An 18,689-nucleotide genomic window follows, 5' to 3' on the forward strand; every position below is an offset into this window, starting at 1 on the left:
CGGTATTCTGCGGCTGAGAGTTGGCCTGGTGGGTCAACGCGGGCGGCGGCTACTTCCTACGCAGCAGCAGCAAGCCGTCGCGCAGGGGCAGAAACACCGGCTCCACCCGTGGGTCCCGGGCCATCTTGTCGTTGAAAGCCCGCACCAGGGCCGTGTCCTTGTCGCCGGCTTTCAACGCGTGCGTGGGCAGCACCTTGCCACCCCACAGCACATTATCAACGATGAGCAGCCCGCCGGGCCGCACCTGGTCAATCACTGCTTCAAAATAAGCGTCATTATTCCGCTTGTCGGCATCAATAAAGACCAAATCCCACACTTCATCGACCAGGCCGGCCAAAACGTCGAGCGCCGCGCCAATGTGCAGCCGCACCTGCTCCGTGAGGCCGGCCGCTGCCACGTAGCGCCGGATGCGGGCTTCCTTCTCCGGGTCAATTTCAATGGTGTGCAGCAGGCCGTTAGCTGCCAGCCCCTCACCTAAACACAGCGTGGCATACCCGCAAAACGTGCCAATTTCGAGAATGCGGCGCGGGCGCGCCAGGTGGCTGAGCAGGCTGAGCATACGGCCCTGTACGTGCCCGCTGCTCATGCGCGGCATCAGGAGCTGCAGGTGGGTTTCGCGGGTGAGCTGGGCGAGGAGCGGCGGCTCGGGCGCGGTGTGGAGTTCGGCGTAGCGGTCGGTGGTCATGGGCTATTCGGATTTCTCGCTGAGGTTCGCGGAGGAAAACGCCGAGGTACGCGGAGACGACCTCCGCGTACCTCGGCGAGAAATTTTAACTACAAAAACGGCCGGAGGCGAAAGACAAAACGTTGTACCCCGATTTCCCCGGCCCAAAGCGCGCCTCTACCACCCGGCACAGCCCCTCGTAGCGATAAACATCCGGCCCGTACTCGCCTGGCACCTTGCCGGGCACGCGCACGGGCCGGCCGGTTTCCTGGCTTTTGAGCAGGGCCAGATTGGTGCCAACCGCCAGCTGGCCGGTCACCTGCCGGCCGGTTTTGGGGTCGCGCCCGCCGTTGCCGGAGTAGCGGATTTCGGGCTCACCAAATTCGTCGTCCTCATACTGCCCGGCCAGCACGATGCTTTCGGCCACCAACGCCCGGGTGCCGCACACGCCCGCCCGGCGCGGCCGGTGCACACCACTAAAAGCCAGCTCGATGCGGTTGTGAAAGGTGTCGCCCGGCCGGTAGGTGCCTACGTGGCCAAAAACCGGCGGCAGCCATTACTTCCCTTCCGGCACGTATTGCAGCACGCTAAGGTGCTCCTCGGTCAGCACTTCATTGGCCATTTCCTGCAGCTCAGCGGCCGAAATCTGCTCGATTTTACCAAAAATCTCGCTCAGCGGCTCCACGCGGCCCAGGTCCAACGTGCTTTTGCCGAGGAGCTGCATCAGGCCGCCGTTGCTTTCCTCGCTCATGGCGAGCTGGCCCATGAGCTGGTGCTTGGCGATGTGCAGCTGGTTGGTGGTCAGCGATTTTTCGCGCAGCAATTTTAGCTCCTTCTGCACCAGGCCCAGCGTGCGCTTCACCTGCTTGCCCTCGGTGCCAAAGTAGATACCGAACAGGCCGGTGTCGGTGTAGGGCGAATACGTGCTGTCGATGGTGTACACGAGGCCGTATTTCTCGCGCACGGCCAGGTTGAGGCGCGAGTTCATACCCGGGCCGCCGAGGATGTTGTTCAGCATGAAAAACGGGATGCGGCGGGCGTCGTTCAGCGAATACGCCGGGCCGCCCAGCAGGCAATGCGCCTGCGAGATGGGCCGGGTTTCGGTCTGCGACTTGCGCTCGTAGCTGCCCACGGGGCGGCGGGTGCGCGGGCCCAGCCGGGCCGGCAGCGGGGCCAGGAATTTATCGGCCAGTTTTTTCACCGCCTCAAACGGCAGGTTGCTCACCGAGCTGAATACCAGCCGGTCGGTCCGCAGCTGCTCCTGCAAAAAGGCGTAGAAATCGGCCGTCTGGAAGCGGCTCACGCTCTCGCGGGTGCCCAGAATGTTCACGCCCAGCGGGTGGTCGCCGAATACGACGGTATCAAAATCGTCGATGATGGCATCTTCCGGGGCGTCCTGGTACATGCTCATCTCCTCCAGAATCACGCCCCGCTCCTTCTCCACCTCGCGGCCCGGAAAGATGGAATTGAACGTGAGGTCGGTCAGCAGCTCAAACGCCCGCTCGAAGTGCGTGCTGAGCAGCGCAGCGTAGAAGCAGATTTTCTCTTTGGTGGTGTAGGCGTTCAGCTCGCCGCCCACGGTTTCGAGGCGGTTGAGGATGTGGAACGACTTGCGCTTTTCGGTACCCTTAAAGGCCATGTGCTCCCAAAAGTGGGCCAGGCCCTGCTGGTGCGGGGCCTCATCGCGCGAGCCGATATCGAGTAAAAACCCGCAATGCGCTATTTTAGTATGCAGTACCTGCTTGTGTAAGAGGCGGATACCGTTAGGATATTCGTGAATGTGATAATCGAGCATAAGTAGGGCAAAGGTACGGCTGGGCAGTCACGCAAGCTCAGGATAACAGCCGGCTTTCGGATGATATAACCGGCAGCGTAGCCAGTAGTTGCCCCACCTCAATGCCGTAGGCGCAGCGAAAGTGCCCCAACGGGCAGGCCGCGTGGCCGTGCAGGCCGCACGGCCGGCAGGCCAGCGCCTCCTGGGTTTCGACGATGAACGAAACGGGGCTCAGCGGCCCGAACCCGAACGCTGGCACTGTGCTGCAAAAAACGGCCGTCACGGGTGCGCCCACAGCCGAGCACAGGTGCATCGGAGCCGAGTCGTTCACATAATTCATCATCGCCCCGCGCATGAGGGCGGCGGAGGCGAGCAGGCCGATTTTGCCGGCAATGCTGGTCACGTTGGCGCGGCTGCTGGCGGCCAGGCGCTCGCAGGCGGCCACGTCGGGCGGGCCGCCCAGCAGGTACACCCGCACGCCCTGGGGCAGGGCGGCCAGCAGCTCCAGCCACTTCTCCTCGGGGTATTGCTTGGTGAACCACACCGAGGTCGGGGCCAGGCAGATGTAGGGGCCGGCCATGGCATACGGGGCAATGGCCGCTTCATCGGCGGCCGAGGGATAGAGCCGGGGCGGGTAGAGAGTTAAAAGTGAAGAGTTAGAAGTTAAAACCTCTGCGGATTTACCGGCTGCTTTTTCGCTTTTAATTTTTAACTCTTCACTTTTAACTATAACCAACCGCAGGTTGCGCGTCACCTCATGGGTGCCGTCGCCAATCTGGTGGGGCACGCGGCGCGTGAAAAACCGGCTCAACGGGTTTTTGGCGAACCCGATACGCTCCCGGGCTTTGGAAAACGCCGTGAGAAAGCCCGTGCTGGCAAAGCGCTGCAGGGTCACGACGCGGCCGTAGTGCGCCGCCCGAATCTGGCCCAACAAGTCCCACAACGCGGCGTATTTGCGGTATTTCTTATTCCAAATCAGTACGTTGCGGACGTGCGGATGGCCGGCCAGCAGGCCCTCGTTGCCGCGGCGCACCAGCACATCGACAGGCGTGGCGGGCTCGGACTGATGCAGATATTCCAGCAGCGCCGTCATCAGAATAACGTCGCCGATGAAGGCGGTTTGAATGAGTAGCGTGGCGGGCGGGGCAGGAGTCGTGGGCACGGCACAAAATTACAGCGGCGCGGGCACGTCGCGTGCTTGCGGCGGCAAGCTGCACGCACGCAGGGATTAAAAAGCAGATATGCGGCACCGACCAAGGCTATCCAAGCCTGGCCAATGCCGCATATCCTGGCTGCTGCTGCTGCTGCTCAATCTCAGCCGGTGCAGCTACGTCAGTTGCGTGGGTCGGTTCACTACTTCTTCCAGCGAAATAAGGGTTTCGGTGCGCTCAATACCGTCAATCGGCTGAATGCGGTCGTGGAGCACATCGCGCAGATGCTGGGTATCGCGGCACACCAAACGGGCAAAAACCCCGTAGGCGCCGGTGGTGAAGTGAATGCTCACAACCTCCGGTATTTCACGGAGCTGCTGCACCACGCTGGTATACACCGAGCTTTTCAGCAGATAAATACCCAGAAAGGCGCTCACGCCGTAGCCTAGCTTTTGGTAATCAATGCGCAGGGTAGCGCCCTGTACAATTCCCAGCTCTTCCAGCCGGGCCATTCGCACGTGGACCGTGCCGCCCGAAACATTGACTTTGCGGGCAATTTCGGTGTACGGCATTTTGGCATCCTGAATCAGTAAGTTCAGGATGTTCCGGTCGGTGTCATCAAGTTCGTAATTTCTGGCCATTTTTTGCGGAAAGGAGTTGGAGAGAGTGTTGAATTAAACGCTTAAAATTAAATTTATTGCAAAGCTCGAGTTAGATGAAAGAATTATTTGCATCATCTAACCATACATCTTACATTTGTCATAATCCTAGGCAGAAGGCCACGGTGCTAAGTAAGAACGTACTAGTGCTTGAAACAAGGCCGATACCTCGACCATGCCATTCGCTAAGTTCTTCATAAAAGGAAACTTCCTTTTGTTACGGCCGTGGTTGGATACGGAGGAGAAGAGGGGAAAACGGGGCTGCGCATCTGGGTGGGTGCGCACCTCACATTTGTAAGAGGCGGCCTCTGGGTGGGGGCCGCCTCTTCGTGCTTTAACTCGTCCGGGGATTGTGTGTGCTACCGCCACGGAATTGCTCAACTGATTTTTAGCGGGCCGCTACCGGGACCCGCTGCGTACGGTACTGCTTCGAGCCGGCTTGCAGGAAAGCGCTGAATTGCGCTACGTCGGGCTCATAGGCAATAGGCGTTACCAGGGGCTGGCTGGTTGCATCGTCGGCATCGAGAATCACATAGTACGGCTGGGCATTGATGCCGTAGCGCGTTATCTGGAGGTCGGCGTTTTGCTTGCCGAGGGTGGTTTTAATTTGGTTATCGTGGGTGGAGGTGTACCACTCCTTCTGGGGCAGCTCGGTTTTATCGTCCACGTACAGCGCCACCACCACGTAATCGTTGCGGAGTTGGGTGAGTACCTGCGGGTCGCTCCACACCGTAGCTTCCATCTTGCGGCAGTTCACACAGGCATGACCGGTGAAATCGATAAAAATGGGTTTGTGCTGCAACCGGGCCACGCGCTTGGCCTGCTCCAAGTCGAAATAGCCGTCGAGGTTGTGAGGCAGTTCCAGGAACTCGCCGAAGCGGGGCGTTTCGCGGGCGGCGGCCCCGGCAGTGCTGGTTGCCATGGCGGGCGCGGCCCCACCCTCGGCCGTGGCCAGGGAGAAGTCGTGCTTGCTCTGGGGCGGCAGGTAGCCGGCCAGCAGCGGCAGCGGCGCCCCAAACAGGCCCGGCACCAAGTACACGGTGAAGGCGAAGGCCAGCACGGCCATCAGCAGGCGGCCCACGCTGAGGTGGTCGAGGGGCGAGTCATGCGAGAGGCGGAACTTGCCTAGTAGGTAGAAACCCAGCAGCGCCGAAAGCACAATCCAGAGCACGATGTACACGTCGCGGTTGAGCAGGTGCCAGTGGTAGGCCAGGTCGGCGGTGCTCAGGAATTTCAGGGCCAGCATCAGCTCAATGAAGCCCAGCACCACCTTCACCGTGTTTAGCCAGCCACCCGAGCGGGGCAGGCTTTTCAGCCACGAAGGGAAGATGGCAAACAGCGTGAACGGCAGCGCAAACGCCAGCGAGAAGCCCAGCATGCCCACAATAGGCGTGATGCGCTCGCCGCGCGCGGCCATACTCAGAATGCTGCCCACAATGGGCGCGGTGCACGAAAATGACACCACCACCAGCGTAAGAGCCATGAAGAAGATGCCGGCCCAGCCGCCTTTATCAGCCTGCGCATCCACCGAATTCACAATCTGGTGGGGCAGCGTAATTTCAAACAAGCCCAGAAACGACAGGCCAAACACTACAAAAACGATGAAGAAAATCAGGTTTGGAATCCAGTGCGTGGCAATGAGATTAGGGCCGTCTTCGCCCAGCAGCACCGATACGAGCACGCCCATCAGCACATAAATACCAATGATGCTGGCCCCGTACACCAGCGCCTTGAAAATACCGCGCTGGCGGCTGTCGTTGCCGCTGGTGAAAAGCGAAACCGTCATTGGTACCATCGGGAACACGCAGGGCGTAACCAACGCGGCCAGGCCAAAGGTGAAGGCCAGCAGCGCGAAGGCCCACAGGCCGCCGGCTTTGTTCACGGGGTCGGCGGCGAGGGCTACGCTGGCCACGGCGGGCGCGGGCGCGGCCGTGGCTTCGGGGGTGGCGCTGGTGGCTGGGGCGGGCACAACTGCCGCAGTGGCTGCCTGGGCAGCCGTATCACCGGCAGGGTCGGCCGCCTGCACAGCGGCGGGGGCGGCAGCAGTTGGGGCAGCCGCTACCGCCGCTGTGGTGGGCATGGCAGCGGGCGGCATGGCCCCGGTGGCTTTAGCCGGAGCAGCCGCGCCGATGGCAGTAAGCGGGCCGAATTTCAGGGTTTCGCTGCCGGGCACGCATTTGCCGTCCACGGTGGTGCAACTTTGGTAGTCGGCATCGGCCACGATGCTGAGCGCGCCGGGCTGCAGTATTTTGATACGCTGGCGCATCTGGCCGGTTTTTTCCCAGAAGGCGACTTCGCCCTTGAAAATCTCGTCCTGCTCGTGGTGCGACTTGATGGCCTGGAGCTTGCCCACCAGCGCATAGGCCGGGCTGGGCTTGAATTTGAGCGTGAACACCACGGGGCCGACTTCATCGCTGAAATCGGAGGCGTAGAGGTGCCACTTGTCGTCGATGCGGGCGTTGATAATTAATTCGACCTCCTCGCCTACTTTGGCGGTGGGCTTGCTCAGGGCGGTGCTTAGGTGGGTAGGCGTGAGAATCTGAGCGGCGGCGGGGCCCATCAGGGCCAGCCAAAACAGCGCTGCAGTTAATATCCGAAAATTCTTCATTGTATTTGAATGACGCGTTGTGGTTGGCCACGCCTGGCTTCTTTCTAACCGGCAAAGAGCCGCTCTCGTTGCAATTACCCCGGTTGGAGGCCACGGGTAGTCGCTTCACCCGGCCATAGCTTACACCTACTTCAGAGCACAAAATTAAGCCTCGTTGAATGACAAACCGATGAGTTAAAAGTTCAGCAAGCCAACCACCTGCGCCAAACTGCGTACTTTTGGCCTACAAAGGCTTCCAGACCGACCGCGTCGCGGGGCCGCCGACATGGGTTTAAAAATACTTTTCACCGTTTTACTGGTCTTGGTAAACGGATTTTTTGTGGCCGCCGAGTTTGCGCTGGTCAAGGTTCGACTTTCGCAGATTGACCTGCGAGCACAGGAGGGCAACCGCTTGGCGCAGCTCACCAAGACCATGCTCCACAACCTAGATGCCTACCTCTCGGCCACCCAGCTGGGCATCACGCTGGCATCGCTGGGGCTGGGCTGGATTGGCGAAAGTGTGGTGGCGGAGGTGCTGCTGGCCATTATTCACAAGCTCGGGCTGGTAATCGCACCCGAAACCGTGCACACCATTGCCCTGTTCGCGTCGTTTGCTACCATCACGGTGCTGCACATCGTTATTGGCGAGCAGGCTCCCAAGGTGCTGGCCATTCAGAAGCCCGAGGCCACCACGCTGGTTATTGCCGCACCGCTGCGCTTCTTCTACATCATTACCTTCCCGGCCATCTGGCTGCTGAACGTGCTTTCTAACGGCCTGCTGGGCATGTTTGGGGTGAAATCGACGCACGGGGCCGAGATTCATACGGCCGAAGAGCTACGCCTGCTCATCGACCAGGGCAAAGAGAGCGGCGAAATCCAAGACTCTGAGCATGAGCTGATTGAAAATGTTTTTCAGTTCAACGACCGCATGGTGAAGCAGATTATGGTGCCCCGCACCAAGCTTTCGGCCTTGGAGGTGAATGCGCCCGAAGAAACCATTCTAGACCTGGTATTCAGCGAAGGCTTTTCGCGCATGCCGGTGTTCGAGGGCAATATCGACAACATCGTGGGGGTGCTCAACGTGAAGGACCTGCTGCCCATCATCCGGCGCGGCGAGGCCGTGGATTTGGCCCGCATCATGCGCCCGCCCTACTTTGTGCCCGAAACCAAGAAAATCAACCGCCTGCTGCGCCAGTTTCAGCGCAAGCACATTGTGATGGCCATTGTGAGCGACGAGTTCGGCGGCGTGTCCGGCATTGTCACCATCGAAGACATTATGGAGGAGCTGGTGGGCGAAATCCAGGACGAATACGACAACGAGGTGCCCGTGGTGGAAAAAGTGGCCGAAGACGAGTACCGCGTAAACCCCGCCACCCCCATCTCCGACGCCAACGAGTACCTCCCCTTCCCCCTACCCGAGGGCGAAGACTACGAAACCGTGGGCGGCCTGCTCAACGTCATCTACGGCAGCATCCCGGAAGTGGGCGACGTGGCCGTGCTCGACCCCTACGAGTTCCGCGTGCTGCAACGCTCGCGCCGCGCCGTGGAGCTGGTGCAACTCCGCGTGACCACCCACGCCGAGCGCGAGGCTCCGCGCGGCGAGCTAAGCGACGAGGTGTAAAGGGAATTAAGAATGGTCCTCCTGACGATACAGGAGGGCCATTCTTAATTCTTTATTTTTAATTCTCCAACCAGCTGGCATAAGTCTGGTAATTAGCAGCCGTGCGCTTCAGCCCCTCGCGCTGCTTCTCCGTCACGGGCTTAATCTTTTTGGCGGGCACTCCCGCGTACAGAAAACCGGGCTCGCACACGAAATTTTCGAGTACCACGGCCCCGGCCGCGACGATGCAGCCGGTGCCCACCACGGCGTGGTCCATCACGATGGCTCCCATGCCGATGAGCACGTCGTCCTCCACGGTACAGCCGTGCACCATCGCCCGATGCCCGATACTAACGCGGCTGCCGATGTTGAGCGGGGCCTGCTGGTAGGTGCAGTGCAGCACGGCCCCATCCTGGATATTAGTTTCGTCACCGATGCGGATGCGGTGCACGTCGCCGCGAATCACGGCCGTGAACCAGACGGTGCATTTTGAGCCAAGGACGACATCGCCGATGATGGTGGCGTTATCGGCAACGAAGCAGTCGGCGGGAATGGTGGGCGAGATGCCATGAACAGGGAGAATTAGAGCGGGCATGAGTTGTGAGGTAAGCTTTAGCTTGCCGTATCGGCAATGAGACGGCAAGCTAAAGATTACCTCACAAGCAGCCGTTTCCACGTCCCCTTCTCCCAGTTATACTTCAGCGTACTCGGCAGCGCCTGCCAGAAATATTTACTGGTTTCGACCGCGAAGCTGGGCTGCATATAGCAGTTGATAGTGCAGCCCTCGCAGGCGGGCAGGCGGCCTTCAAGGGCAGCCAGGCGCTGGGTTTCGGGCGCGTTGTAGAGGTCGAACAGCTTGCCGTCAATGGGGAATTTCTGTTCGCCGAGGTGGTAGCAGGGCAGCACCAGCTCGTTGCTGGGCGAAATGACCAGCGTGGTGCTGGCGGCCCGGCACACGGGCGCGGCAATGTGGTTGCCGCCATCGCGCCGCAACTCGATGAAGGCTTCGTTCAGGTACACACCCTTGCGCTTGCCGAAGGCCGAGAGATAGTCCAGCTCCTCGGGAGTGAGCTGCTCACCGGTTTCCACGTCGCCGTATTCGAAGGCGGGATTGAGGATGAGCACGAGGCCGTTGGGCTGGGTAATGTCGCGGTACACGGCCTCCAAATCCGCCAGGTTTTTGCGGAATACGGTGAAGAGGATATCCGGCCGCTCGCCCAGCTCTTTGGCTACGCGAATGCTTTCGAGCACGAAATCGTAGCAGGCCACGCCCCGGCCCAGGTCGTGAGTGTCGCGGTCGGCCGAGTCGAGCGAGAAATGCAGCATATCGACCTTGCCGCGCAGCTTTTCGGCGTTTTTGGGGTAAAGCAGGCCGTTGGTCGTGACGGTAGTGATGAAGCCCAGCTCCCGCGCCAGTCCCAGAAACTCGGGCAGCTGCCGGTGCAACAGCGGCTCACCGCCGGTGAAGTCAATCACCGAAACGCCCAGCCGCTTGAGGTCGCGCAGGTTGCGGTCCACATCCTCCAGAGTGATGTAGGGCGAGGGCTTCTCCCAGATATCGCAAAACGCGCACTTCGCATTGCAGCGGTAAGTGACGTAGTAATTGCAAAGGACGGGGTGCTTAACGAGACGCATATTTTTAGCTGTTAGCCATTAGCTTTTAGCTATCAGCTTTTTATGTTCCGGCCTCCTCCAAGCGCCACAACGAAGCTAACAGCTAAAAGCTAACAGCTAGGTCAATGCGGCAGCTTGCCCCAGGCGGCGGCATCCCACTGCGTTGGCGTGGCCGCCAGCGCCTCGGCCGTGGCTTCGCCAAAATGCTCTTCATAGTAATTGCAAAACCCTTTCAGTGGGCAGCGGGCGCAATTCGGCTTCAGGAAAAAGCAGATTTGCTGCCCGTGCCAGTAGTTGTGCTTGTGGAAGTTAAACAGTGTTTCGGCATCATTGGGGAGCAGGGCCAGCAGCACGCTGTGCGCCTTCTCGACCGATACCTTGGGGCCCAAAAACCCCACCCGCTGCGCTACCCGGTGCACGTGCGTATCGACGGGCAGCACCGACTTATGATAATTGAAGAGCAGTAGCAGCGAAACCGTTTTCAGGCCGATACCGGGCATATCCGTGAGCCAGGCCAGGCCGCGTTCCGTGGGCCAGTCGGCCAGAAAGTCCAGGTCGAACGCCCCGCCCGTTTCGGCCCGGATGCGACGCAGAATTTCCTGAATGCGCGGGGCCTGGGTATCGGGCCAGCGCGTGGTGCGGATGGCGTGGGCCAGGTCGGCCGTGGGGGCAGCCTCCACCCCGGTCCAGTCGCCAAAAGCTTCCAGCATGCGGTCGTAGGCTAGCTCTTCATCGGCGTGAGTGGTGCGGTGCGATAGCACGGTGGAAATGAGCTCACGCATAGGTGTGCGGCGCGGCTCGGGCGGCAGATGGCCGTAGAAATAGTCGAGTATCTGGTGGTCGGCCAAGGCTTTCTCGGCCGGCGAAGAAGTCAGAACCGCGGATTTATCGGATGGCACGGATTGGTCGGATTTCGTGGACGATTTTCATCAAACGCAAAAAAGCCGCCCGGGTAGGCGGCTTTTTTCAATCTCACTACGGTTCGGCTTACGTTTTTGGTCAGCTACAAAATCCGACCAATCCGTGTCATCCGATAAATCTGCGGTTCTGACAATTACAGCTGGCCTTTTTTGGCGGCCTTCTGCATCTTGTCGTTGGCGAAGATGGCTACTTCTACGCGGCGGTTGGCCGATTTGCCGGCGGCGGTAGCGTTGTCGCCCACGGGCTGGGTAGCGCCGTAGCCGGTGGCCGTGATGCGGCCCGAGTCTACGCCCTGGCCCTGAATCTCGTTCGACACGGCCTGGGCCCGACGCTCCGACAGGGGCTGGTTGATGGCATCTGAGCCCGAGCTATCGGTGTGGCCTTCCACCACCACGCTGGTATCAGCATACTTCTTGAGGGTGGTGGCCAGCTGGTCGATGTTGCCGGCAGCTTCCGGGGTCAGGTTCGACGAGTTGGTGCCGAACAGGATGCCCGATGCAAAGGTAATTTTGATGCCTTCGCCCACGCGCTCTACAGTTGCGCCTTCCAGGTCGCGGCGCAGCTCGGCGGCCGCCTTATCCATTTTGCGGCCGATGAGGGCACCCGCCGTACCACCTACTACAGCCCCAATGATGGCCCCTTTGGCCGTGCCCGACTTACCGCCAATCAGGCGGCCGGCCACGCCACCAACTACGGCACCACCCAGGCCACCAATGAGGCCGCCTTTGAGGGTTTTGCTCATGCCCTTCGGCTTGGCAGTCGAAACGGTAGAGGTCTGGGCTTGCGCAAAATTGTTTACCAGCAGCAGCAGGGCGAACAGAAACGCAATGGATGAACGAAGAAATTTCATGTTAAAAAAAGGTTTGGATAAAAAATACCAGCAAAAATCGCGGTGTGCGAACAGGCCGGCAAGTACGCCATTTGCAACCACCTTGCCAAACTCCTCGGGGCCAGCGCGCCTTTTGGCCCTCCCAACTCATTAGCCGGCTCGTTCAACCACAAAAAAGGCCCTGCCGGGTGGCAGGGCCTTTTATAAGCGCGATAGCCTATCGGCGTAGCGCGGCCGAATTACTTCTTTTTGTGGTAAGCGTTGTAGCGGGCCGGGTCTTTTTTCTTGTCTTTGTTGCGGCCAATCAGGCCGCCGCCAATCACGCCGGCTACCCCGCCAATAATGGCCCCTTTACCGCCGCCAATCACGGCACCCGTCACGGCACCCGCACCGCCGCCAATGGCCGCGCCTTTGGCCTTATTACTCCAACCTTTTTTGGGCGTCTGGGCCTGCGCACTGGTGCCGGCCAGCACGAACAGCATTAAAAACAAAGCGAATACTACACGCAGGGATTTCATAATTCAGGAGGTTAAAGTTTATGGGAGGGATTACGGGATTTCAACGCATACCAGGCGGGCAGGGTTGCTGAAGAAAATGCGTCTGTTTGCGCGCCCAAGGCTTCCGCATTCACAAAAAAAAGGCCGCCCCGGTGGAGCGACCTTTTTTTGCATACCGGGCAGCAGTGGCCCGACAAATACTGCTTACAAACGGCCTTGCTCGGCCGCTTTCTTCATCTTTTCGTTGGCGTAGATAGCGATTTCTACGCGACGGTTGGCCTGCTTGCCTTCGGCCGTGGTGTTGTCGCCCACGGGCTGGGTCGAGCCGTAGCCCTGAGTGGTGATGCGGCTCGACGAAACACCTTTGGCGATGGTGGAGTTGGCCACGGCCTGGGCCCGGCGCTCCGACAGGGGCTGGTTGATGGCATCCGAACCCGAGTTATCGGTGTGGCCTTCCACCAGCACGTTGGTATCGGGGTATTTCTGGAGAATGGCAGCCATCTTGGTGATGTCCGATTCCGAAGCCGAACGCAGCGTAGCCGAGTTGGTATCGAAGAGGATACCCGAGTCGAAGGTAATTTTAATGCCTTCGCCCACGCGCTCAACCTTGGCGTTCTGCATGTCTTTTTGCAGGTCTTCGGCCTGCTTATCCATTTTGCGACCAATGATGGCACCCGTGGTACCACCCGCAGCAGCACCTACGATGGCCCCGATAGCCGTGCCCTTGCCACCGCCCAGCAAGCCACCAACTACGCCACCAAGAATAGCACCACCACCAGCGCCCAGCAGGCCACCTTTAACGGTTTTGCTCATGCCACTTTTGCGGGCACCGGTACCGTTGTTGGTCGAAAGATCGGGCTGCGTGGAGCTGGCTTGCTGCGAAGTGGCGCAGGAGCTAAACAGCAGCACGAAAGCCATCAATACAGAAAGAAGGGATTTGGAGGTGTTCATGTGAAAATGAGGGGGTTGGTGAAGTTGTGTTCAGCCCTTATACGGAAAAACCCGTTCCGGGGCTGGAAGCGGATTTTTCAAGAAGTGTGCCGAAAACGAAAAGTGCCTTTTTTTATTGTTGGTGGGCCTTGGTAGCGGCGCGGCGCGGCGCGGGGGCACTGGCGGCGGCGGCCGGCGCGGGCTGCAGCATGCCCAGCAGGTTGGCCAGGCGCTGCTTCAGCTCGCGGCGGTCCACGATGAAGTCGAGGAAGCCGTGCTCCAGCACGAACTCGGCGCTCTGGAAACCCTTGGGCAGGTCCTTGCCGATGGTTTCCTTGATGACGCGCGGGCCGGCAAAGCCGATGAGCGCGCCGGGCTCGGCAATGTTAAAATCGCCCAGCATGGCAAACGAGGCCGTGACGCCGCCCGTGGTGGGGTCCGTCAGCAAGCTTACGTAGGGCACGCCGGCTTCGGAGAGCAGGGCCAACTTGGCCGACGTTTTGGCCATTTGCATGAGCGAGTAGCCGGCCTCCATCATGCGGGCCCCGCCGGAGCGCGAAATCATCAGAAACGGCGTGCGGGTCTGGCGGGCGTAGTCGATGGCGCGGGCAATTTTCTCGCCCACCACCGAGCCCATCGAGCCGCCGATGAACTTGAAATCCATGGCCGCCACCACCAGCGGCTGGCCGGCGCTCAGGCCGTGGGCGGTGCGCACGGCATCTTTCAGGCCGGTATTGCGCTCGGTGGCCTCCACACGCTGCGGGTAGGCTTTGGTATCCACGAAGTGCAGCGGGTCGCCGGAGGTGAGGTTGGCATCGAGCTCCGTGAATCCGCCCTGGTCGAAGAGGAATTCGAAGTAGTCGATGGCATCAATGCGGCCATGGTGGCTGCAATTGCCGCAAACATGCAGCAGGCGCTTGTGCTCGGCCATAGTGGCCACGGTTTTGCACTCGGGGCACTTGTACCAGAGGCCGTCGGGAGTCTCTTTTTTCTGGTCGGTGGGGGTCACAATGCCCTTTTCTACGCGCTTGAACCAGGCCATATTTCGTTTAACTAACAGCTGCCAGCACGGGGCTGTCAGCTTGAATTTTTAGATGGAAAAGCCGCCGGCTTCGGGCGTGCAGCGGCAAATTACAGGGCATCAAAGATAAGCCATAACTATTGCCATCTTTCGCAAAATCCTTGGTGGCAGCGGGCTGGCGTGGTTTGGCGCGGGCAAGGCCGCTGCTTTGGCGCGGCACCCAGCCCCAAACGGAGGCGGGAATGGGCTTCGTTCGCGGTGTTTCCAGCATCGATTCCAAAACCTGTCCGGAGTGGTATTTTGCTAGGCTGAGCGCGGGTTAAGCGCTACCTTGCCGGGCCAACGCGGCCGGGCAGTCCGACCGCCGATGGCCCGGCGCTGCGCCTTTTTATCCCCGTGAAAACCTTCTCCCCTGCCCTGCTGGGCCTTTACCTGCTGGCCGCCCCGGTGCTGAACAGCTGCGTAACGGCCAAGAAATACGACGACCTTAGCGCCCGCCAGCGGGCCGATGCCGATGGCAAAGCGGCCGCCGAGCGGCAGTACCGCGGCGCTACCGCGGAGCTGCAAAAGGCCAGCGACGAGCTGGCTCAGCTGCACCTCACCCAAAAGCGCCTCGTAACGGACTCGGCCGAAACCGGCAATGCCTATCGCAAAACCCGCAGCCTCTACAACGAGCTGAACAACAGCTACGACAAGCTGCTGAAAAACAGCGACCGCGAGCTGGCCAACAAGTCCTCCGACTACAACAAAGTGGCCAAAGACCTGGCCCGCCGCGAAGCCGAGCTGGGCTCCCTGGAAACCACGCTGCAGAAAAGCAAAGCCGATAACGACCGCCTCGCCGTCGACCTCAAAACCCGCGAGGTTCGCCTAACCGAGCTCACCAAAGCCCTGGCCGAAAAGGACAAAGCCGTGGACGACCTGAAGGCCCGCGTGAGCAAGGCCCTGCTCAGCTTCAACAGCAGCGACCTGCAGGTGAAGCTGAAGGACGGCAAGGTGTACGTGTCGCTGTCGGAGCAGCTGCTGTTCAAATCGGGCTCGACGAAAGTGGACCCCAAGGGCCAGGAGGCGCTAAAAAATCTGGCCACCGTGCTCCAGGAGCAGAAAGACGTGAACGTGGTGGTGGAAGGCCACACCGATAACGTGCCCATCCGGTCGGGCACGGCCGGCATGACCGACAACTGGGACCTGAGCGCCCTGCGCGCCACCGAAATTGCGCGCCTGCTCACCACCGCCGGCGTGGCCCCGGAACGCGTCACGGCCTCGGGCCGCAGCCAGTACGTGCCCGTGGCGGCCAATGACTCGCCCCAGAACAAGGCCATGAACCGCCGCACCGAGATTATCCTCACGCCCAAGCTAAACGAGCTGTTTAAGATTCTGGACAGCAATTCGGCTACGGCGGCCACGGGCAAGTAGCCCACGCCGCTAGCAACGACCCAAAAGGCCCGCTCGGCCTTTTGGGTCGTTGCTCCGGTCTAACCGGTTGTCGCTAGGCCGGAATCGTGCTCACTTCAACCGGTCAGACCGCCTAGGGCGGTCTGACCGGAGCAACGACTTGGGTAAGGCCTGCGCTGAAGTCGAGCGGGCCTTTTGGATTAGAAATTTCGCTGAGCCCCTGGACTAAAAAGCCACGTTGACGCGGCCGAAGTAGAATGCGCCCTGGAAGCCGAACTGGCTGGCATTGTACACGAAACGGCCCCGGTTGGTGTTATCGAGCGAAGAGCTGTAGCTCTGGGCCGGGTCGACGGAGAAGTTGTTGGGGTCGTTGCGCGGGTTCTGGATGATGCGGTCGGGGTACACGTCGAACAGGTTGTTGATGCCCACGGCTACGCCCACCTGCTTGATGACCTGCACGCTGAGCGTGAGGTCGGTAATCCACTTGGCCGAGTAGGTCTGGTCGAGGAACGAGCGGGCCGGGTCGGCATCCTTGGTCTGCACCTCGCCGAAGCGCACACTGCGGGCTTCGAGGCCGAAGATGCCGTAGGTGTAGTTGGCCGAGAGCAGGATTTTGCTGCGCGGGTTGCCGTTTTCGAGGCGGGCACGCTGCTGGCGGTCAAACAGCGTGTTCTGGAGGTTGCTGGTGCCCACGGTCGCATCGTTGTTGATGGTCGTAGACGTGCTGTTGAAGCTGCGCACGGTGGTTTCGTTGAAGTTGGCGGCAGCCGTCAAGGCCAGGCGGCCTTTCTCGCCCAGCGGAAGGCGGCTGTTGGCCACAATGTCGATGCCCTGGGTGCGGGTATTCACGGCATTGGCGAAGAACTGCACCCGGCTCACGGGCAGCGTGCCCAGAATGGTGTTCACAATAGCGTTGGTGCGGGTAAAGGCCGACGACAGCACAATGCGGTCGTCAATGTCAATCTGGTAGGCATCCACGGTCAGCGTGACTACCTGGGCCACGCGGCCGGTCAGGCCCAGGCTGTAGTTGCGCGAGTTTTCCTGCTTCAGCGGAGCCACCCCGAAGCCCTGCTGGCCGGTGCCGCCCACCGTGTAGCTGTTACGCACGATGGGGTTTTCGTTGTTCACCGTCAGCACCTGGTTGGGTACGCCGCTGATGAACTGGGTGCTCACGTTGGTGAAATAGCGCTGTTGCAGCGAGGGGGCCCGGAAGCCGTTGCCCAGCGAGCCGCGCAGGGCCAGCCCGTCCACGATGCTAAAGCGGGCGGCCAGCTGCCCGCTGGCACTGCTGCCGAAATCGGAGTAGCGCTCGATGCGGCCGGCGGCGTGCACCAGCAGCTTTTCGGTTATATCGCTTTCCAGGTCCACATAGCCAGCCACGTTGGTGCGGCTTCTGATTACCTCGTCGGAGGGCTGATAGCCAGGAAACACCTGCGAGCCCGACGCCGTGGGCGTGGTGCCAATCAGGCGCCCGCCGTTGATATAAGAATTACGTTCCCCGGCCTCAATCTGAAACTGGTCGCGGCGGTACTCGCCGCCAAAGGCCACGTTCAGCGTGGCCAGCGGGCCCAGCTCGGTGAACTTGCGCGCCAGACCCAGATTGGTCGTGTTTTGCATGAAGGTGAGCGTGCCGGCATAAAACTGCTGTTGGGCAAAGCCCTGCGGCAGCGAGGCATTCACGGTATTACTGATGTCGTAGCGCACCTGGTTGCGGCCGAAGGTATTGCTCGCGTCGACCGCGAAGCCGCCAATGGTTTTGCGTAGCCCCGTGATAATCGACTGGTCGTTGATGGTCGTGTTGATAAACGGCAGGAAGCCATCGGGGAAAACGGTCAGGTCGCTTTGGGTGGCTTGGTTGGGCAGGCGGGCAAAGCCGGCCGACTTGCCCGTGCGGTACGTGGCCCCGCCCGACACGTAGGCCTCTACTCCACCGCCCAGCCGGTAGCCCGCGTTCAGGAAGCCCCCAATGTTGCGGGTGGCGGCGCTGCCCACGCGCAGGTTGTTGCGGTCGTAGCCGCGGTCGGCCACTATTTTATCATCAGCCGCCTTGAGGTCGCGGCGCTTCTGCTCGGTGTCGGCGGCGGTGCCGCCGGGGTACTGGCCACTGTTGTTACCTAAGTAAATGAGCGGGGCCGTGTCGGCTAGGCCGCGGTTGAAGTAGTCGTGATTTTGGAATTGCCCGCTCAGGTCCAAGAAGCCGCGTCCGCCCAGGCCAACCCCCACGTTGGCATCGGCCTGAAACACGCTGCCATCGTTCTGGGTGGTCTGTCCGGCGGTGCTGCTGGCCGTCACGCCGGTGGAATCGTCCTTCAACTGGATGTTAATCACGCCGGCGATGGCATCGGAGCCGTAGAGGGCCGCTGCGCCGTCGCGCAGCACCTCGATGCGCTTGATGCTGGCCGTGGGAATCACGTTCAAATCGGTGCCCACCGAGCCGCGGCCCACCGTGCCGTTGATGTTCACTAGGGCCGAATTGTGGCGGCGCTTGCCGTTCACGAGTACCAGCACCTGGTCGGGGCCGAGGCCGCGCAGGCTGGCGGGGTCAATATGGTCGGTGCCGTCGGAAATAGTCTGGCGCGCACTTTGGAACGAGGGTGCCAGATAAGACAGAATCTGAGCCACGTCGGTCTGGGCAAAGGCCTTGATTTCGCGGGCCGAAATCACATCCACCGGCGCAGTGGTCAGGATGTTGGAGCGGCCCTCGGTAGCGCGCGAGCCCGTTACCACCACCTCGTTCAGGTCCTGGGCAGCAGCCAGCAGACGCACATTGAGGCTGTTGCGGCCGTTGAGCGGAATCTGCTGGGTGGTGTAGCCAATGGCCTGCACCGTGATAGTAGCCCCGGGATTGACCGAGAGTGAAAACTCGCCGTTGGCACCCGTACTGGTGCCGTTAGAGGTGCCGCGCTCCAGCACCGTGGAGCCGGGCAAGGCCTCGCCGGAGGCCCCCACCACCCGGCCGCTTACGGCAATCTTTTGGGCCTGGGCCGCAGTCGCACCCAGCAGCAGAAAGAGAAACAGTAGAAGGTTTTTCATACAGAATTTTTTTAGTG

At 60.6% G+C, this 18,689-nt stretch carries 16 protein-coding genes; 2 read left to right on the plus strand and 14 right to left on the minus strand.

Annotation, left to right across the window (positions count from 1 at the left end):
* Positions 1 to 49 precede the first annotated feature (49 nt).
* The 6 genes from KQ659_RS16085 to KQ659_RS16110 all read right to left on the minus strand — a co-directional run bounded on the left by KQ659_RS16085 (position 50) and on the right by KQ659_RS16110 (position 6,856).
* Complete coding sequence (locus tag KQ659_RS16085) at positions 50 to 685, minus strand: O-methyltransferase (RefSeq protein ID WP_216680130.1); 636 nt, start codon at positions 683 to 685, stop codon at positions 50 to 52.
* 85 nt (positions 686 to 770) lie between these two features.
* A complete protein-coding gene (locus KQ659_RS16090; RefSeq protein ID WP_216690634.1) occupies positions 771 to 1,217 on the minus strand; it encodes a YDG/SRA domain-containing protein in 447 nt (148 codons plus the stop codon).
* 3 nt (positions 1,218 to 1,220) lie between these two features.
* Positions 1,221 to 2,459: a M16 family metallopeptidase gene (locus KQ659_RS16095; protein ID WP_216680129.1), complete on the minus strand. Its 1,239-nt coding sequence runs from the start codon at positions 2,457 to 2,459 to the stop codon at positions 1,221 to 1,223.
* 37 nt (positions 2,460 to 2,496) lie between these two features.
* On the minus strand, positions 2,497 to 3,600 hold the full coding sequence (locus KQ659_RS16100; RefSeq protein WP_226915764.1) for a glycosyltransferase family 9 protein: 1,104 nt from the start codon (positions 3,598 to 3,600) through the stop codon (positions 2,497 to 2,499).
* Positions 3,601 to 3,765: 165 nt separating this feature from the next.
* The gene (locus KQ659_RS16105) at positions 3,766 to 4,230 is read right to left on the minus strand and encodes an Lrp/AsnC ligand binding domain-containing protein (protein ID WP_168671949.1); all 465 of its coding nucleotides are present in this window, start codon (positions 4,228 to 4,230) and stop codon (positions 3,766 to 3,768) included.
* Between the two features lie 406 nt (positions 4,231 to 4,636).
* Complete coding sequence (locus KQ659_RS16110; protein WP_216686096.1) at positions 4,637 to 6,856, minus strand: protein-disulfide reductase DsbD family protein; 2,220 nt, start codon at positions 6,854 to 6,856, stop codon at positions 4,637 to 4,639.
* 265 nt (positions 6,857 to 7,121) lie between these two features.
* Here KQ659_RS16110 and KQ659_RS16115 point away from each other — a divergent pair, with 265 nt between their 5' ends.
* The gene (locus KQ659_RS16115; protein ID WP_216680127.1) at positions 7,122 to 8,456 is read left to right on the plus strand and encodes a hemolysin family protein; all 1,335 of its coding nucleotides are present in this window, start codon (positions 7,122 to 7,124) and stop codon (positions 8,454 to 8,456) included.
* Positions 8,457 to 8,514: 58 nt separating this feature from the next.
* Here KQ659_RS16115 and KQ659_RS16120 read toward each other — a convergent pair whose 3' ends face one another.
* From KQ659_RS16120 to accD, 7 genes are all read right to left on the minus strand, one after another.
* Positions 8,515 to 9,030 carry a gamma carbonic anhydrase family protein gene (locus tag KQ659_RS16120; protein WP_216680126.1) on the minus strand — a complete coding sequence of 172 codons (516 nt, stop codon included), beginning with the start codon at positions 9,028 to 9,030 and terminating at the stop codon, positions 8,515 to 8,517.
* A 56-nt stretch (positions 9,031 to 9,086) separates the two neighbouring features.
* A complete protein-coding gene (locus KQ659_RS16125) occupies positions 9,087 to 10,070 on the minus strand; it encodes a radical SAM protein (RefSeq protein ID WP_168671952.1) in 984 nt (327 codons plus the stop codon).
* A 101-nt stretch (positions 10,071 to 10,171) separates the two neighbouring features.
* Positions 10,172 to 10,948 carry an endonuclease III domain-containing protein gene (locus KQ659_RS16130; RefSeq protein WP_226915763.1) on the minus strand — a complete coding sequence of 259 codons (777 nt, stop codon included), beginning with the start codon at positions 10,946 to 10,948 and terminating at the stop codon, positions 10,172 to 10,174.
* A gap of 155 nt (positions 10,949 to 11,103) precedes the next feature.
* Positions 11,104 to 11,820, minus strand: coding sequence for an OmpA family protein (locus KQ659_RS16135; protein ID WP_216680125.1), 717 nt, complete (start codon positions 11,818 to 11,820; stop codon positions 11,104 to 11,106).
* Positions 11,821 to 12,038: 218 nt separating this feature from the next.
* A complete protein-coding gene (locus tag KQ659_RS16140) occupies positions 12,039 to 12,317 on the minus strand; it encodes a YMGG-like glycine zipper-containing protein (protein WP_216680124.1) in 279 nt (92 codons plus the stop codon).
* 183 nt (positions 12,318 to 12,500) lie between these two features.
* Positions 12,501 to 13,247 (minus strand): OmpA family protein, encoded by a 747-nt coding sequence (locus tag KQ659_RS16145; RefSeq protein ID WP_216688221.1) that lies wholly within the window; start codon positions 13,245 to 13,247, stop codon positions 12,501 to 12,503.
* 112 nt (positions 13,248 to 13,359) lie between these two features.
* On the minus strand, positions 13,360 to 14,268 hold the full coding sequence (gene accD / locus KQ659_RS16150) for an acetyl-CoA carboxylase, carboxyltransferase subunit beta (RefSeq protein WP_216680122.1): 909 nt from the start codon (positions 14,266 to 14,268) through the stop codon (positions 13,360 to 13,362).
* A gap of 375 nt (positions 14,269 to 14,643) precedes the next feature.
* Here accD and KQ659_RS16155 point away from each other — a divergent pair, with 375 nt between their 5' ends.
* Positions 14,644 to 15,660, plus strand: a complete 1,017-nt coding sequence (locus tag KQ659_RS16155; protein ID WP_226915762.1) for an OmpA family protein — start codon at positions 14,644 to 14,646, stop codon at positions 15,658 to 15,660.
* Positions 15,661 to 15,864: 204 nt separating this feature from the next.
* Here the strand turns inward: KQ659_RS16155 and KQ659_RS16160 are convergent, their stop codons facing one another.
* Positions 15,865 to 18,672, minus strand: a complete 2,808-nt coding sequence (locus KQ659_RS16160; protein WP_216688220.1) for a TonB-dependent receptor — start codon at positions 18,670 to 18,672, stop codon at positions 15,865 to 15,867.
* Between the last annotated feature and the right edge of the window lie 17 nt (positions 18,673 to 18,689).

This window comes from Hymenobacter siberiensis, assembly GCF_018967865.2.
GTDB lineage: Bacteria > Bacteroidota > Bacteroidia > Cytophagales > Hymenobacteraceae > Hymenobacter > Hymenobacter siberiensis.

Excerpts from the sequence above, each read along its gene's own strand:
- KQ659_RS16140 (WP_216680124.1), bottom strand. The coding sequence starts at position 12,317 with ATGAAATCCCTGCGTGTAGTATTCGCTTTGTTTTTAATGCTGTTCGTG.
- KQ659_RS16120 (WP_216680126.1), bottom strand. The coding sequence starts at position 9,030 with ATGCCCGCTCTAATTCTCCCTGTTCATGGCATCTCGCCCACCATTCCC.
- KQ659_RS16085 (WP_216680130.1), bottom strand. The coding sequence starts at position 685 with ATGACCACCGACCGCTACGCCGAACTCCACACCGCGCCCGAGCCGCCG.
- KQ659_RS16095 (WP_216680129.1), bottom strand. The coding sequence starts at position 2,459 with ATGCTCGATTATCACATTCACGAATATCCTAACGGTATCCGCCTCTTA.
- KQ659_RS16105 (WP_168671949.1), bottom strand. The coding sequence starts at position 4,230 with ATGGCCAGAAATTACGAACTTGATGACACCGACCGGAACATCCTGAAC.
- accD (WP_216680122.1), bottom strand. The coding sequence starts at position 14,268 with ATGGCCTGGTTCAAGCGCGTAGAAAAGGGCATTGTGACCCCCACCGAC.
- KQ659_RS16135 (WP_216680125.1), bottom strand. The coding sequence starts at position 11,820 with ATGAAATTTCTTCGTTCATCCATTGCGTTTCTGTTCGCCCTGCTGCTG.
- KQ659_RS16110 (WP_216686096.1), bottom strand. The coding sequence starts at position 6,856 with ATGAAGAATTTTCGGATATTAACTGCAGCGCTGTTTTGGCTGGCCCTG.
- KQ659_RS16115 (WP_216680127.1), top strand. The coding sequence starts at position 7,122 with ATGGGTTTAAAAATACTTTTCACCGTTTTACTGGTCTTGGTAAACGGA.
- KQ659_RS16160 (WP_216688220.1), bottom strand. The coding sequence starts at position 18,672 with ATGAAAAACCTTCTACTGTTTCTCTTTCTGCTGCTGGGTGCGACTGCG.
- KQ659_RS16145 (WP_216688221.1), bottom strand. The coding sequence starts at position 13,247 with ATGAACACCTCCAAATCCCTTCTTTCTGTATTGATGGCTTTCGTGCTG.
- KQ659_RS16125 (WP_168671952.1), bottom strand. The coding sequence starts at position 10,070 with ATGCGTCTCGTTAAGCACCCCGTCCTTTGCAATTACTACGTCACTTAC.